Below are 13,977 nucleotides of genomic sequence, written 5' to 3'. Positions count from 1 at the left end.
ATAACCGCTCTTTGCTGAGTTCCTGAGAGGGGATGCTCTGTGAAATTTTGTGGAGCGAGCGTAACAAGCCGTAGTAGTCATAGTAGGCTAACTGTAGCCGTTGAGAAATTTTTAGGACGATAACTCATGGTGCAACGTGGTTCTAAAGTCAAGATTCTCCGCCCTGAATCCTACTGGTACAACGAAGTGGGCACTGTCGCCTCTGTGGATCAAACCCCCGGCGTCAAATATCCTGTGATTGTGCGCTTCGACAAAGTCAATTACACTGGCTACAGCGGCAGTGCCAGCGGTGTGAACACCAATAACTTTGCGCTGCACGAAGTGCAAGAAGTGGCTCCGCCCAAAAAAGGTAAATAGTTTTTGAGACCGTGCCGGAATTACCGGAGGTTGAAACCGTACGTCGTGGGCTAGAGGGGGTCACCCTTGGGCAACCCATTGTGGGGGTCGAGGTGCTTCTAGCCCGTTCTATTGTGCTTCCTAAAGAGCCTCAAGCCTTTATTGATCACCTGCGCGATCGCGCTATTCAACAGTGGCATCGGCGGGGCAAGTACCTTTGGGCTGCCCTAAATGACGGCAGTTGCCTCGTCATTCATCTGCGCATGAGTGGCCAATTGTTGTGGCTAACGACTCCCCAGCCCCCCTGTCCCCATACCCGTGTACGCTGGTTTTTCGCAACGGGGGCAGAACTTCGCTTTGTGGATCAACGGACTTTTGGCCGCTGTTGGTGGATTCCTGCACACTGCCGCCCAGAAAAGGCGATTCCCACACTGGCCAGATTGGCACCGGAACCCCTGAGTGAGGCCTTTACAGTTTGGTTTTTGGCGGAGCGGTTGGTGCATTATCGTCGCGCGCTGAAAACGGCACTCTTGGATCAAACCGTTGTTGCGGGTATGGGGAATATCTATGCCGATGAAAGTCTTTTCTTGAGTGGTCTGCACCCCGCCCTACCCCCCTACACCCTAACGATTGAGCAGATCGCTCACCTCCATCAGGTCATTCGCCAAGTGCTGAGGGAAGCGATTGCAGCGGGTGGTACAACAATTCGTACCTTTGTCACTCCGACGGGGGTGAATGGTCGCTATGGGGGTCAAGCATGGGTTTATGCTCGCAAAGGGGAGCCCTGCCGTGTCTGTGGCACAAGGATTGAACGGTTGCGCTTGGCAGGACGCTCCAGTCACTATTGCCCTCGGTGTCAACCACTCTCTTCGGCAATAGGCAAGTAAAGGGTGAGAATTTCTCCCACTTGGCGATCGCGCCGTTGAATGACCTTGGCACCAACTGCTTCAATCAGGAGTTTTGCCGCCTGAAAGTTGAGACTCAGTTGCCCAGTCGCGGGATGCCACAGGAGGAGATGCCCCAAGGCGGCCAGATCGCTGCGGTGTTTGTACTGGGGCGATCGCAGTTCTAGCTTCACGTGCTGTCCTGCCCGCTGCACCACCAATTGCAGTTCACTCTCTGGAGCAAGGGTTTGGCTATAGTATTCCACTAACCCAGTCAAGACCTGATCTAAAGACGCTGGATCACTGAGAACAACGGGTAAATTGGGCGGATACTCGAGAACCAATTTGACCTGCCGCCGCGCCGCCTGTTTTTGCCAGCGAGCTAAGTTGGTCGTAAAGAGTTCCGCCAAGTGGGTCTGCCCAAACGCAAGGAGGGGTTTGGAGCTAGGACTGGTGAAGATTTCGGCGGCATCACTCAGGAGATTAAAGCGGGTGATTTGATCCTGAATCTCTTGACCAATCTTTTGCAGATACTGGTACGTGCGCTGGGGTAGATTCTCTTGCCGTTGTAGCAATTGGATAAAGGTATTGATGGTGGTGAGGGGAGTGCGCACCTCGTGGGAAAGGGCCTGAAGCAGGCTAATGTCTGGAGCCGTGGGGGTAGCAGTCACAGTCAGGGGCGTGGCCGCCGGTTGACTATAGTCCAGCAGCCATTGACCAAACTGACTCACCAAACGATAGCTGGGGGGCACCATCTCCACACTGGTCAGCCACTGATCAATGGGGTGGAGATCGGCTAAGGGAAGTTGCTGCCGCAACTGCTGCCAAAAGGCGTGAATTTCCTCAGGAGCAAAGGAAAAGTGCAGTCCTCGCTCCCCTTGATAAACCAGCAAAAGATTCACCTCTGGACTCAGCAGTAGGCAAAAGGGACTCATGCCTTCCCGCGCTGCGGGCAAAAGGTTCATTGACGGCAAAACAGGTTTAGCGTCTGTAGGGGGCAGGTAGGGCCGCGATCGCCCTTGGGGCATGAGGACATAGGTTTTTAGGGGACACTCTTGAAGGATGAGGCTGGGGAAGGAGACTAAAAAGCCCTCACTGGGATGCATGACTGCCAATAATTTTTCTAGAGCAGCCACCCCCGCTTGCCACTGCCAAAAGCGATCGCCGGCACGGGTATCATACCGATCAATGGTAGAGTGCGAGCGTCTCATAGCAGCCGATGCAACGTCCCCAACTGCTTTGACCATAGCCCCAACATTTCCGATTCGCCTAGGGGTAAAACCGAACTTAGGCGGGGATGATGCCGTACAGATCGTAAATATCGGCAGCGGTGATTTCTACGGGGACAATCGTACCCAAGGTGGCGGCTCCCTTGACATAGACAACGCCATCGACATCCGGGGCAAATCGGGGCGATCGCCCAATGAATTCGCCAGTTTGCGGGTTTTCCTGCTCAATGAGCACAGGTACGGTTTTGCCCACTTCAGCGGCATTTTTGCGCTGGGCAATGGGTTGTTGCAGCTGCATCAGGCGATCGCGCCGCGCCATTTTGATCGCCTCTGGAATCTGATCTGGCAGATCATAGGCGGCAGTCCCTTCCTCGGCGGAGTAGGTAAAAACCCCTACATGGTCAAATTCATGCCGCTGCACAAACTGGCAAAGATGTTCAAACTGGCTCTCGGTTTCACCCGGAAAACCCACAATAAAGGTCGTGCGCATCACTGCTTCGGGTAAGTCCCGCCGTAGCCGCTCAATCAGGCGATCGTTAACCCCCGCTTGCCAAGGCCGATTCATCGCCCGCAGGACATCTGGGTGGGAATGCTGCAACGGCAAATCGAGATAGGGCAAGATGTTGGGAGTTTCCCGCATCGCTGCAATTACCTCAGGCGTCAGCCCAGTGGGATAGGCGTAGTGCAAGCGAATCCAAGGCACATCCACCGCGCCAAGGGCACGAATCAGTGCTGCCAGTTGGGGTTGGCCATAACGATCCAGGCCGTAGTTGGTCGTAATTTGGGAAACAATGATGATTTCTTGGACACCTTCAGCGGCTAACTGCTGGGCTTCGCTGACAATGGATTCAATGGAGCGCGATCGCTGGTTGCCCCGCAAATGGGGAATGATACAAAAGGCACAGCGATAGTCACAGCCTTCGGCAATGCGCAGATAGGCCACGGGTTCTGGCGTGGTGCGGTAGCGAGGAACGGTTTCATCGGCAATGTAGGTGGGCACGGCACTAATTTGCTGCACCCGCTCGCCGGTTTCTACCCGCTCAATCACCTCAACAATGTGCTGGTAATCGCCACTGCCGACGACGGCCACCGCCTCGGGGAGCTCCGCCAAGAGTTCCCCCTGAAAGTGCTGTGCTAAGCAGCCTGTGATCACAATCTTCTTATTGGCCTCCGCTAGTTCCACCAGTGTGCGCACGGACTCTTCGCGGGCAGCTTGGATAAAGCTACAGGTATTGACAATGACGTAGTCGGCCTCGGTTTCATCGGTACCCACCCCATAGCCCGCTGCCGCAAGGAGACCAATCATGTGCTCCGTATCCACGCGGTTCTTATCACAGCCAAGGTGGGCAAAGGCAATTTTCGGTTTGGTTGGGTTTGGCATCTAAACGGGTCAGTACCATCTAACAGTAGGGGGTAATATCTTCACCACACTCGTCGGCCAAATAGGTGAGCGAGCGGAAGCGTAACCCCACTAATTGATCATAAAGGGGATTGAGTTTACACAGGGGGGGAATGTGGACAATCTTGCGACCAAAGAGGGTAATGTCGCGCTCAAAGGGGCATTGGGGGGGAATGAGGCGGCAGAGAAAGCGAGCCACCTTGGCATCTTTGACTTCTAAACCATCCAGCCAGTGGCGCACGGGATCCAATAGGCGCAGGGTTTGTTCATTGCTCTCGTGCTGACCATCAAGGGTATGTTTTAAGGACTCAAGGGCATCAATTTCCAATCCCAAGGCGCCGCAGAAGCGTTGCAGTTCAGCATCTTCCGATTGGGAGTAAATGCCATTGGCAAGCGCCACCATCACGGCTGTGCGCAGGAAATTCTCGGCAAGGGCGCGATCGCTGCCAAAGGTTGCCATGAGTTCTTCATGGGTGACGGGGGCGAAGTGGTCAATGTCAATTTCTGGAGCAATTTCCTCTTGAATCAGGCTCGCAATCAGTTGCTTCTCTTCGGGATCAAAGTGACCATCAGCGCAGGCAATGCTCAAGAGACCCTTAATCCAAATGGCCGTTTGTTCCGGTGTCAGTTCAAGGGTAGATGCTGCGGTGGTTGCCATAGAGATTGCCCCAAGATTGCTGCTCACTACGACTGTACTCTAGGTCTGGGCCTTTCGTGCCATCCTGAACCATAGATAAAATCCTTGCTACAATTGACGAAGTTTTGTTAAGCACTGTGTCACGTCCTTGACTGTTTCGCTGTTGCCCTCCACCTGCTCAACCCCTTGGTATGCCCTTGATCCCATTTGGCAGGGGGATGCGGCGGCGATCGCCCAAGGATTGCCCCATGATCTTTTAGCGCCTGCGTGGCAAATCCTGATTCTCGGGGATGGCTCCCCCACCCGCCACTTGCAACTGCTCACCAGCGAAACGACGGAAGTGGACGTGATCGATATGTCCGCCATTGGCCATGCCAGCGATTGCGCCCCGGCACAACTGCAACTGATTCCCGGTCCTCGGCTGCGGCGTCAAGTGTGGCTACGCACCGCTTCAGGTCAACGTTTGGCCTACGCCACCTCTTGGTGGGAAGCTGCCCATGTGGATGAGTATTTGCAAAACCGTGCCATGCCCATTTGGACGAACCTCGCCCAGCGCAAGGTGGAGCTTTATCGCGACATTCAGGCGGTGTATCTAGGGCATTCTGAAACGTTGGCGGCGGCCTTTGGCGAAGCGGGGCCTTTTTGGGGACGCCATTACCTCTTTTGGCACGATCGCCGTCCCATTACGCTGATTTATGAAGTCTTTTCCCCCTACCTCTGCCGGTACCTTGGCCCGATGGGAAGTACGGCCTATTTGGCAAATTCAGCCCCAACATTAGCCTAAAGCGGGTGTCTCCGTAACGTTTTGTAAATATAATATGAACAGCTTTTTGTCCCCCTAGGGGGTTGCGTTCATCTTCGTAGTTAGGGTAGCGTCATTCATGCGAGTTGCAATTGCCGGTGGTGGCTTAGCGGGCTTAGCTTGCGCCAAGTATCTAGTGGATGCAGGACATACCCCCATTGTGTTTGAGCGTGCCAATGTCCTTGGAGGCTTGGTGGCGGCATGGCAGGATGCCGATGGGGATTGGGTAGAAACGGGCTTGCACGCCTTCTTTGGCGCCTACCCCAATATGCTGCAACTCCTAGCGGAATTGGGAATTAGCGATCGCCTGCAATGGAAACGCCATGCCCTGATTTTTAACCAACCGGAAAAACCGGGGGTGCTCTCGTGGTTTGATGTTCCCGATATTCCTTCGCCTTTCAATGTGCTGCTCTCGATTTTGCGCAATAACGATATGCTGACCTGGGAGCAGAAATTCCGCTTTGCCTTGGGGCTATGGCCAGCAATCGTGCGCGGCCAACAATACGTCGAGGCGATGGACAAGTACACCCTCCTCGAATGGCTGCAACGCCAAGGGATTGATGAGCGGGTAAACTCCGACATTTTTATTGCGGCCTCAAAGGCACTCACCTTCCTGAACCCCGATGAGGTCTCGGCCACGATTCCCCTGACGGCGATGAACCGCTTCCTGCGAGAACGCTATGGCTCAAAAATTGCCTTCTTGGATGGGGCACCGCCGGAACGGTTGTGTCAGCCCATGGTGGATTATGTGACGGCGCGGGGCGGTGAAGTGCACACCAATGTGGCGCTGCGGGAGATTGTCCTCAATGCGGATCTCTCGGTGCACTCCTTTGTCATGGCTGATCGCGAGGGACAACAGCGCTTTGAAGTCACAGCGGATGCCTATGTCTCAGCGATGTCGGTGGATGCCATTAAACTGCTGCTGCCGCAGCCGTGGCAAGACCTGCCCTTTTTCCAGAAACTCCATGGTCTCGAAGGCGTCCCTGTGATTAACGTCCAGATTTGGTTTGATCGCAAATTGCCGACGGTAGATCACCTGCTCTTCTCGCGATCGCCCCTGCTGAGTGTCTATGCCGATATGAGCGAAACCTGCAAGGGCTATGCCGATCCCGACAAGTCAATGCTAGAGCTGGTATTGGCCCCTGCCGCTGAGTGGATTGGCCGCAGCGATGAGGAGATTGTTGAGGCGACCCTTGCGGAACTGGCCAAACTCTTCCCCAATCACCTACCGGAACCTGCTAAAGTGCTGAAAACGGCGGTGGTGAAAACCCCCCGCTCAGTCTATAAAGCTACCCCCGGTCGCCAAGCCTTTCGTCCGGATCAGGCCACACCCATTCCCAACTTCTTCCTATCGGGGAGCTACACGATGCAGCCCTATCTAGGGAGTATGGAAGGTGCGGTACTTTCTGGTAAGCTGACAGCGCAGGCGATCGCGAAGCGGCTCGCAGAGAGCAACGCCCCACAGCCCCCCAAACCCTCTACTCAGACTGTCGCCAATGCTGCAACTGCCTAGAGCCGAGTACGTCCCTCCCCTGATTTCCCTCGACGAAGCCTACGAGCTGTGTCGTCAGGTAACCGCCACCTACGCCAAGACGTTTTACCTCGGCACGCTGTTGATGCCCCCTGCTAAGCGCCGCGCCATTTGGGCGATTTACGTCTGGTGTCGGCGCACCGATGAACTGGTGGATGGCCCCCAAGCAGCAACAACAACAATGGCCACCCTCGACGAGTGGGAAGCCCGCCTTGAGGATATTTTTGCCGGTCGTCCCCACGATGGTATGGACTTGGCCTTGACGGCGACGCTGGAACACTATCCCCTCGACATCCAACCCTTCCGGGACATGATTGCTGGCCAGCGGATGGACTTGCACCGCAGTCGCTACGAAACTTTTGCTGAACTAGAACTCTATTGCTATCGCGTGGCTGGTACCGTCGGCCTCATGTCCCTTGAGGTGATGGGGGGAGACCCCTATAGCGATCGCCTGTGTTCCCCTTGGGTGGATCCCTATCAGGCTAAAGGGACCCTCAAGGATCAGGCCATTGCCCTTGGCATTGCCAATCAACTCACCAATATCCTGCGGGATGTGGGTGAAGATATGCGGCGGGGGCGTATCTATCTGCCCCTAGAGGACTTGGCTGCCTTTAACTACACCGCAGAAGATTTGCAGCGGGGGGTGATTGACGATCGCTGGCGGGCACTGATGCGCTTTCAAATTCAGCGGGCACGGCAATTTTATCGGGAAGCCGAAGTGGGGATTGCCTACCTAGAGCGGGATGCCCGTTGGCCCGTGTGGTCAGCGCTAATGCTCTATCGCCAGATTCTTGATGTCATCGAAGCCAACGATTACGATGTCTTTAATCGGCGCGCCTTTGTTTCTGACTGGCGCAAGCTGCTGTTTATCCCCATTTCTTGGTTCAAGGCCAGCTTCTAGGCACCATGGCAGATCTGTACGTGGATTGGGACGAGTATCATCGCACCATTGAACAGTTAGCGATCGCTATCTATGAGTCGGGATGGCAGTTCAATCAAATCCTCTGCTTGGCTAAGGGAGGGCTGCGGGTAGGGGACATTCTCAGCCGCTTGTTTAATCAACCCCTCGCGATTCTGGCGGTCTCCTCCTATGGCGGTGTCAATCATCAAGAGCGCGGTCGCATCACCTTTGCGCGGGACTTAACCATGACCACTGCTACCCTTGGCAGTCATGTCCTCTTAGTGGATGATTTGGTGGATTCTGGCGTTTCCTTGCAGAAAACCCTGCGCTGGCTGGAGGTCAAATATGGCTTTGCGGTGGAGGAAGTGCGCACTGCAGTTCTCTGGTACAAAGCGGCCTCTTGTATTCGTCCGGACTACTACGTTCATTACCTACCCGAGAATCCTTGGATCCATCAACCCTTTGAACGCTATGAACAACTGACAGCGGCTGATCTTGCTCAAACCCTAACCCCCTGTCCATGACGCCTACCCTCACTCCCCCCCTCCAATGGCAGCGTCGCCACATCCTCTCTCTCCAAGACTTTACAGTGGCGGAGCTAGATATTGTGCTGCAAACAGCGCTGAGTTTTCAGGAAGTCCTGAATCGTCGCACCAAAAAAGTCCCCACCCTCCAAGCGCGGGTGGTTGCTAATCTTTTCTTTGAAAGCTCGACGCGCACACGCAATAGCTTTGAACTGGCGGCCAAGCGTCTTTCTGCCGATATTCTCAACTTTTCGCCCGGCACCTCGGCGCTGAGTAAAGGGGAAACAATCCTCGATACCGCTAAGACCCTGTGGGCGATGGGGGCAGAATTCATGGTGATTCGCCATCAGCAGTCGGGGGTGCCCCATACGATTGCGGCGGAAATGGATCGCCTTGGTGGTCAGGTCGCGGTTCTCAATGCCGGTGATGGCTTGCACGAGCATCCCTCCCAAGCCCTGCTCGATCTGTTTACCCTTTGCCAACTCTACGATCCGCGTCAGCCCCGCTGTGCCCTGCTGCAGGGGAAGAAAATTGCCATTGTCGGCGATATTCGCCATTCCCGTGTGGCGCGATCGAACCTCTATAGCCTGAAGACCGCTGGTGCCGATGTTCACTTGGCAGGACCACCCACCCTCTTGCCACCAGAATTTGCAGACTATGGGGCAACGCTCCACTGGACCCTGGAACCCGCCCTTGCCGATGCCGATATTGTGATGACGCTGCGCCTGCAACGGGAACGCATGGATCAGCACTTAATTCCCAGTTTGCGGGAGTACCATCAGCAGTTTGGCATCACCCATGAGCGGCTGCGCCTGTGCCGACCGCAGGTGCGGGTCTTGCATCCGGGACCGGTGAATCGCGGCGTCGAATTGAGTTCGGCATTGCTGGATGATCCGCAGTTCAGTTTAGTGAATCAGCAGGTAACCAGTGGGGTGGCGGTACGGATGGCGTTACTCTATTTGATGGGAACGTACCACGGAGTCAAGCCATGATTAGGGTGACGTTTCTGCCGGATCAGGTGTCTGTGGAAGCGGAAGCAGGTGAAGGTTGGCTGAGTGTGGCTGCACGAGCGGGGGTGGAGATTCCCACCGGCTGTCGTATGGGGACGTGTGGTGTCTGTACCGTGGAACTGGAGGATGGCGAAGAAATTCGCGCTTGTATCTCTACGATCGCGAGCGATCGCGAGGATGGCACCCACATGACTGCCTATGTCTTTCGAGATCCCACGTGGTGATCACAGGAATCAAACCTTTAGCGCCAAATGAGGAAGCGCAGAGTTAGAAAGAGTGCTGAAACCCCCAACTGCAACGCCGTAATGGGTACCCCATAGCGCAGAAAGGTTTTGAAGCTAATACGGCAGCCATGAAGTTCGGCCACACCCGCACCGACAATGTTGGCAGAAGCACCAACGAGCGTGGCATTGCCCCCCAAGGTTGCCCCTAGCATCATGGCATAGAACAGGGGCAGCACCTGTGCTGGTAAATCACCGCCGTAGCCGATGTGCAGAATTTCTGAACCCGCTAGCCCCACATCTACGAGATATTTTTTCAGCAGCGGCACCATCGCCACCACCAAGGGGATGTTGGGAATGACGCTGGAGAGAATGCCAATTGTAAATAGTAGAAGTAGCGACCCAAAAAAGATATTTTGACCAATGAGAATCCCAAGGACGTGGGAGAGTTGACCAATGATGCCTGTTTTTTCCAAGCCGCCAATGAGCACAAAAATACTCATAAAGAAGATTAGGGTGGCCCAGTCCACATCCCGCAGAATATGGGTGACGGTATCAATTTTGCTTTGATGGGACAAAAGGAGCGCAAGGGCCGCACCCATTAAAGCGACCGCAGGGGGAGCCACTTTGACGACCATGCCATCACCAATGACAAAGAAGGTGAGGACAAAGAGGATGATCACACAGCCGACGGCCAGCGTGCGGGGATGATTAATTTTGGGGTGGGGCAAGTGGTCGAGGGAGTTGAGTTCTTTGCGCCAAATGCGGCGAAAGAGAACCGGCAGACAAAAGACAATGACGGCGATCGCCAGTACCCCCCCCAAGCTGAGACGCAGCAGATAATCGGCAAAGCTGAGATTAATGGCATCCCCGACAATATAAGTCGCTGGATCCCCGACAAGGGTCAGCAAGCCAGCGCTATTGGAGACAATCACCATCAAGATAATCAGCGGCACAAAGTCCACCCCCACTTCAGCGGCCATGGGGGGCAACAGAGGGGCAAGGAGCATCACTGTCGTGGCATTGGGCAGTACGGCACAGATGGGGGTTGTCAGAGCCACGATCCCCAGCAGCAGGCGTTTTCCCTGACCTCGGGCAAGGATCACCATTTGGGTTGCCAGATACTCAAATACATTGGTCGGTTCAAAGGCGCGTACCAGAACCATGACACCGAAAAAGAGAGCGAGAGTACCGTGACTGCGGCCAATGTAGCTAATGGCCTCCCCAAGGGTCATAATGTTGAGAAAAACGAGAAGAATCGCGCCCAAAAAGGCCGCAATGGTAATGTTGATCCACTCGGTTATGATCAGGAGGGTCACGCCTAGGAAGATCGTGCCAGCAGCGAATGTATGCCAGTGCTCAATCAGCATTGGGCTTCCTAAAAGTTTCTAAGGTAACAAATTCGGTCAACCCCACGAAACCGAATCACTGGAACACTGAGCAGTTGTGAAAAACAGCCAGTCTCCAACTGAATGCCGACGAAGTTAGCTGACGGGCTAGGATTCAGTGGTATCCTTTCTCGGTGGAGAATGCGCCCCTGATTCGTTGGTTCCTCCGTTCCAAGCTGCCAAGGCTTAGATTAGGCACAAAAAAATAAATTGCTACTCAACGTAGCATAGGCCTCTTGGAGGATTCAAGAGAAGTTCTTCTATGACATGAATAGAAAATCTTAATGAAAGCTTTCCCAGAGTGTTGCTCCTCGGTTAAATGTGTCAAAATGTTTTCTGTGTCAATTTAATAGCGGCCTACCCTTGCAAACTCCTACGGCGATCGCCCTTGGCAATTTTGACGGTGTCCATCGAGGGCATCAAGAGGTTATCCGTACTCTCGTTGAAGCAGCACCTCCCGACTGTTACCGGTCAGTGATTACGTTTTCGCCCCATCCCCAGGCATTTTTTACGGGAGAGGAGCGTCTGCTGCTGACCCCAGAAGCGGAAAAACGCGCCCTTTTAAACCAGTATGGCATTGAGCAGGTGATTGTCCTGCCCTTTACCCATGCCCTTGCCCAACTGTCGCCCTTGGAGTTTGTTGAGCAGATTTTGGTACAACAGTTACAGGCCAAGGTGTTGAGTGTTGGTTTTAATTTTGGCTTTGGCCGTGGGCGATCGGGGACAGCGGAGGACTTGCGCACCCTCTGTGCTGCCTTTGGCATTCCAGTGCATATTGTGCCCCCCTATTGTCGGGGGAGCGATCGCGTGAGTAGCTCAGCAGTACGGGCTGCTCTCGCCGAGGGAGATGTGGCTTTGGCACGGGAGCTTTTGGGACGCCCCTACCAATTGACCGGCACCGTGATTCAAGGGGAACAGTTGGGACGGCAGTTGGGATTTCCCACGGCGAATCTAGCCCTCCCCCCAGACAAATTATTGCCTCGCCATGGCGTCTATGCCTGCCGCGTTACGGGGGCAGCGTTCAGCAGTGAGCAATTGGGGGTGGTGAATATTGGGATGCGACCGACGCTGACGGGTCGGCAAGTGACAACAGAGGTGCATCTATTCAACTGGCAGGGGAATCTCTACAATCAAGAGATCACCCTCCACCTAGAGGCCTTTATCCGCCCAGAGGTACGCTTTCCCAGTTTGGCTGCCCTCCAGGCGCAAATTGCTGCTGATTGCCAAGTAGCGGCTAATCTTCTCGAACGAGTTGTCTCCTATGCGTGAACCCCTAGAGCGACTGGTCAATAACCTTGGACAGGTCATGGTGGGCAAAGAAGCCGCCATTGAACTCACGCTAGTGGGGTTGCTGGCGGGGGGACACGTTTTGCTGGAGGATGTGCCAGGGGTGGGGAAAACCCTCTTGGCCAAGGCCTTGGCGCGATCGCTGGCGGGTACCTTTCAGCGCATCCAAGCCACACCCGACCTACTGCCCACCGATTTATCGGGCACCAATATCTGGAATCCCAAAACAGCGGAGTTTGAGTTTTGCCCCGGTCCTGTCTTTTGCAATATCCTGCTGGTGGATGAAATTAACCGCGCCACACCCCGCACCCAATCGGCACTCCTAGAGGTAATGGAGGAGTACCAAGTGACCATTGATGGCGTCACCTACCCCTTACCCCAGCCTTTTTTTGTCATTGCCACCCAGAACCCCGTGGAATACCAAGGCACATTTCCGCTGCCCGAAGCCCAGTTGGATCGCTTTGCCCTGTGTTTTAGTTTGGGCTACCCGACCGAGGAAGAGGAGCTACGAATGCTGCAACGGGTGCAGGGGGGTTTAGATGTCAATCAACTGGAACCGTGCCTAAGCTTGGCGGGGATCCAACAGTTGCGGCAGCAAGTGCTACAGGTGCGGGTAGATTCAGTGTTGCAAAAATATATTCTTGCCCTGGTGCGGGCGAGCCGCGAGAGCGATCGTATTACCTTGGGGGTGAGTCCTCGCGGTACCGTGATGCTACAGCGCACAGCTCAGGCCTTGGCCTTTCTCAATGGCCGTGACTATGTCCTCCCCGATGATGTGAAGCAATTGGCTCCCCACGTCTTGGCTCATCGTTTGATTACAGCGGCAGGACGCTCAGGGCGGGCCTGTGTGGCAGAATTGTTGGAAACGGTAGCAGTTCCCTAGGGAGAGTGGGCGCGACTGTTCTCTATGAACATCTCTGCGATCGCCAAGCTGTCATTGTAGTGTTAAGTCTTTTTAACATCGCGATCGCCCTCGCAACCGTCGAAGGATTTAAGCGTTTATGACAACGATACTCATGACACAAGCCCTCCAACGGCAGGGAGAAATTTGGCACAACATTCTCAGTAGTCAAAACCTGACGGTCACCTGGGAAAACCTTGATGCTGACATCCTTGCTGTGCTAGAGGGCATGGAGGCGGCTGGCCTAGCGTTGCCCCAATTGCTGCTGTTGGATATGGGCATGACGGTCACCAATCCCTACCGCTTTTGTCAGGTGGCACAGTCTCGCTGGCCGGGGATACCTGTGGTTATTACGGCGGGTCACGATCCCCAAATTAGTGCAGCGGAACGGCGCTGGGCTTTGCGTATGGGGGCTGTGGATCTCTTGCCGGGGATTCAAGAGTCGAGTCTCATTGCCACGGCCGTCTCTCATTTGACTCGCGTGTTGGAGATCCTCGATGCCCTACCGATTCAGCAGGATGCTCTGATGGAGAGCCTCAGTCGCTTAACGGCACCCACACCAGTCCCGACCCCAACAGCACCCCCGCCGCCGCCTCTGGCCGCCCCACCCGCCACACCTAATACCCAATATCGGGGCATTAGTACCGTTGCCGACACAGCTCCAACTCCAAAGGGAGAGGATGAAGGGCAGCGTCGCCGTCGCTATCGTGGCTCAAGTTATTAAACCCCTATGTGGTGCAGAAACCTGGGTCGAGATTGAGGACTACGGTCAGGCCAAGGCGGATGTGCAACAAGTGTTTGAGTGGGCACGACAGACAGACGTCAAAGACGTTGACCACGAGTTTTATGAAACCGTTGAAGGGGGTCATGGTCGGATTGAGATGCGCTGTTATTGGTTGCTAGGCGCCACTGAGCATTTGGTGAATG

At 54.8% G+C, this 13,977-nt stretch carries 15 protein-coding genes, 1 pseudogene and 1 riboswitch; of the genes and pseudogenes, 12 read left to right on the top strand and 4 right to left on the bottom strand.

What is annotated here, in order from left to right; all coding sequences use genetic code 11:
- Window positions 1–126 precede the first annotated feature (126 nt).
- Both IGQ15_RS02345 and IGQ15_RS02340 read left to right on the top strand, forming a co-directional pair.
- Window positions 127–357: a photosystem I reaction center subunit IV gene (locus tag IGQ15_RS02345; protein WP_011057407.1), complete on the top strand. Its 231-nt coding sequence runs from the start codon at window positions 127–129 to the stop codon at window positions 355–357.
- An 11-nt stretch (window positions 358–368) separates the two neighbouring features.
- On the top strand, window positions 369–1,223 hold the full coding sequence (locus IGQ15_RS02340; RefSeq protein WP_297048284.1) for a DNA-formamidopyrimidine glycosylase: 855 nt from the start codon (window positions 369–371) through the stop codon (window positions 1,221–1,223).
- Here IGQ15_RS02340 and IGQ15_RS02335 read toward each other — a convergent pair.
- From IGQ15_RS02335 to IGQ15_RS02325, 3 genes are all read right to left on the bottom strand, one after another.
- Complete coding sequence (locus tag IGQ15_RS02335) at window positions 1,193–2,431, bottom strand: HAMP domain-containing sensor histidine kinase (protein WP_297048282.1); 1,239 nt, start codon at window positions 2,429–2,431, stop codon at window positions 1,193–1,195. The genes IGQ15_RS02340 and IGQ15_RS02335 overlap by 31 nt on opposite strands.
- Before the next feature lie 76 nt (window positions 2,432–2,507).
- Complete coding sequence (gene rimO / locus IGQ15_RS02330) at window positions 2,508–3,830, bottom strand: 30S ribosomal protein S12 methylthiotransferase RimO (RefSeq protein ID WP_297048280.1); 1,323 nt, start codon at window positions 3,828–3,830, stop codon at window positions 2,508–2,510.
- A 19-nt stretch (window positions 3,831–3,849) separates the two neighbouring features.
- Window positions 3,850–4,506 carry a Mo-dependent nitrogenase C-terminal domain-containing protein gene (locus tag IGQ15_RS02325; protein WP_297048278.1) on the bottom strand — a complete coding sequence of 219 codons (657 nt, stop codon included), beginning with the start codon at window positions 4,504–4,506 and terminating at the stop codon, window positions 3,850–3,852.
- Window positions 4,507–4,633: 127 nt separating this feature from the next.
- Here IGQ15_RS02325 and IGQ15_RS02320 point away from each other — a divergent pair, with 127 nt between their 5' ends.
- The 6 genes from IGQ15_RS02320 (at window position 4,634) to IGQ15_RS02295 (ending at window position 9,477) form a co-directional block, all read left to right on the top strand.
- Complete coding sequence (locus tag IGQ15_RS02320; RefSeq protein ID WP_297048277.1) at window positions 4,634–5,269, top strand: chorismate lyase; 636 nt, start codon at window positions 4,634–4,636, stop codon at window positions 5,267–5,269.
- 97 nt (window positions 5,270–5,366) lie between these two features.
- Window positions 5,367–6,800, top strand: coding sequence for a 15-cis-phytoene desaturase (gene pds, locus IGQ15_RS02315; protein WP_297048275.1), 1,434 nt, complete (start codon window positions 5,367–5,369; stop codon window positions 6,798–6,800).
- Window positions 6,784–7,719 (top strand): phytoene synthase, encoded by a 936-nt coding sequence (locus tag IGQ15_RS02310; protein ID WP_297048273.1) that lies wholly within the window; start codon window positions 6,784–6,786, stop codon window positions 7,717–7,719. Before pds ends, IGQ15_RS02310 begins: the two co-directional genes overlap by 17 nt.
- Window positions 7,720–7,724: 5 nt before the next feature.
- A complete protein-coding gene (locus IGQ15_RS02305; RefSeq protein WP_297048271.1) occupies window positions 7,725–8,243 on the top strand; it encodes a phosphoribosyltransferase family protein in 519 nt (172 codons plus the stop codon).
- Complete coding sequence (locus tag IGQ15_RS02300) at window positions 8,240–9,235, top strand: aspartate carbamoyltransferase catalytic subunit (protein ID WP_297048269.1); 996 nt, start codon at window positions 8,240–8,242, stop codon at window positions 9,233–9,235. The genes IGQ15_RS02305 and IGQ15_RS02300 overlap by 4 nt, the downstream gene beginning before the upstream one ends.
- Entirely contained in the window at window positions 9,232–9,477 is a 246-nt protein-coding gene (locus tag IGQ15_RS02295; protein ID WP_297048267.1) for a 2Fe-2S iron-sulfur cluster binding domain-containing protein, read from the top strand. The genes IGQ15_RS02300 and IGQ15_RS02295 overlap by 4 nt, the downstream gene beginning before the upstream one ends.
- A 17-nt stretch (window positions 9,478–9,494) precedes the next feature.
- On the opposite strand, the gene IGQ15_RS02290 is transcribed toward IGQ15_RS02295, so the two are convergent.
- Entirely contained in the window at window positions 9,495–10,844 is a 1,350-nt protein-coding gene (locus IGQ15_RS02290; protein ID WP_297048266.1) for an SLC13 family permease, read from the bottom strand.
- An 87-nt stretch (window positions 10,845–10,931) separates the two neighbouring features.
- Window positions 10,932–11,070, bottom strand: a riboswitch (cyclic di-AMP (ydaO/yuaA leader).
- Window positions 11,071–11,183: 113 nt separating this feature from the next.
- Between IGQ15_RS02290 and IGQ15_RS02285 the strand changes: the two genes are divergently transcribed.
- From IGQ15_RS02285 to IGQ15_RS02270, 4 genes and pseudogenes are all read left to right on the top strand, one after another.
- Window positions 11,184–12,131 (top strand): bifunctional riboflavin kinase/FAD synthetase, encoded by a 948-nt coding sequence (locus tag IGQ15_RS02285; RefSeq protein WP_297048264.1) that lies wholly within the window; start codon window positions 11,184–11,186, stop codon window positions 12,129–12,131.
- Window positions 12,124–13,032, top strand: a complete 909-nt coding sequence (locus IGQ15_RS02280; RefSeq protein WP_297048262.1) for a MoxR family ATPase — start codon at window positions 12,124–12,126, stop codon at window positions 13,030–13,032. The genes IGQ15_RS02285 and IGQ15_RS02280 overlap by 8 nt, the downstream gene beginning before the upstream one ends.
- Window positions 13,033–13,150: 118 nt before the next feature.
- A complete protein-coding gene (locus IGQ15_RS02275; RefSeq protein WP_297048260.1) occupies window positions 13,151–13,774 on the top strand; it encodes a response regulator in 624 nt (207 codons plus the stop codon).
- Window positions 13,758–13,977 (top strand): annotated as a pseudogene (locus tag IGQ15_RS02270) (hypothetical protein); the annotation flags it as partial. The gene IGQ15_RS02275 and the pseudogene IGQ15_RS02270, both read left to right, overlap by 17 nt.

This window comes from Thermosynechococcus sp. M98_K2018_005 (genome assembly GCF_015295825.1).
Classification (GTDB): domain Bacteria; phylum Cyanobacteriota; class Cyanobacteriia; order Thermosynechococcales; family Thermosynechococcaceae; genus Thermosynechococcus.
Note: the sequence above shows the minus strand (reverse complement) of the source record. Positions and strands in the feature narration are given on the sequence as shown.

Bases quoted from the DNA above. Each gene is read 5' to 3' on its own strand.
- IGQ15_RS02300 (WP_297048269.1), top strand. From the start codon at position 8,240: ATGACGCCTACCCTCACTCCCCCCCTCCAATGGCAGCGTCGCCACATC.
- IGQ15_RS02345 (WP_011057407.1), top strand. From the start codon at position 127: ATGGTGCAACGTGGTTCTAAAGTCAAGATTCTCCGCCCTGAATCCTAC.
- IGQ15_RS02290 (WP_297048266.1), bottom strand. From the start codon at position 10,844: ATGCTGATTGAGCACTGGCATACATTCGCTGCTGGCACGATCTTCCTA.
- IGQ15_RS02275 (WP_297048260.1), top strand. From the start codon at position 13,151: ATGACAACGATACTCATGACACAAGCCCTCCAACGGCAGGGAGAAATT.
- IGQ15_RS02280 (WP_297048262.1), top strand. From the start codon at position 12,124: ATGCGTGAACCCCTAGAGCGACTGGTCAATAACCTTGGACAGGTCATG.
- IGQ15_RS02325 (WP_297048278.1), bottom strand. From the start codon at position 4,506: ATGGCAACCACCGCAGCATCTACCCTTGAACTGACACCGGAACAAACG.
- IGQ15_RS02305 (WP_297048271.1), top strand. From the start codon at position 7,725: ATGGCAGATCTGTACGTGGATTGGGACGAGTATCATCGCACCATTGAA.
- IGQ15_RS02310 (WP_297048273.1), top strand. From the start codon at position 6,784: ATGCTGCAACTGCCTAGAGCCGAGTACGTCCCTCCCCTGATTTCCCTC.
- rimO (WP_297048280.1), bottom strand. From the start codon at position 3,830: ATGCCAAACCCAACCAAACCGAAAATTGCCTTTGCCCACCTTGGCTGT.
- IGQ15_RS02295 (WP_297048267.1), top strand. From the start codon at position 9,232: ATGATTAGGGTGACGTTTCTGCCGGATCAGGTGTCTGTGGAAGCGGAA.
- pds (WP_297048275.1), top strand. From the start codon at position 5,367: ATGCGAGTTGCAATTGCCGGTGGTGGCTTAGCGGGCTTAGCTTGCGCC.
- IGQ15_RS02335 (WP_297048282.1), bottom strand. From the start codon at position 2,431: ATGAGACGCTCGCACTCTACCATTGATCGGTATGATACCCGTGCCGGC.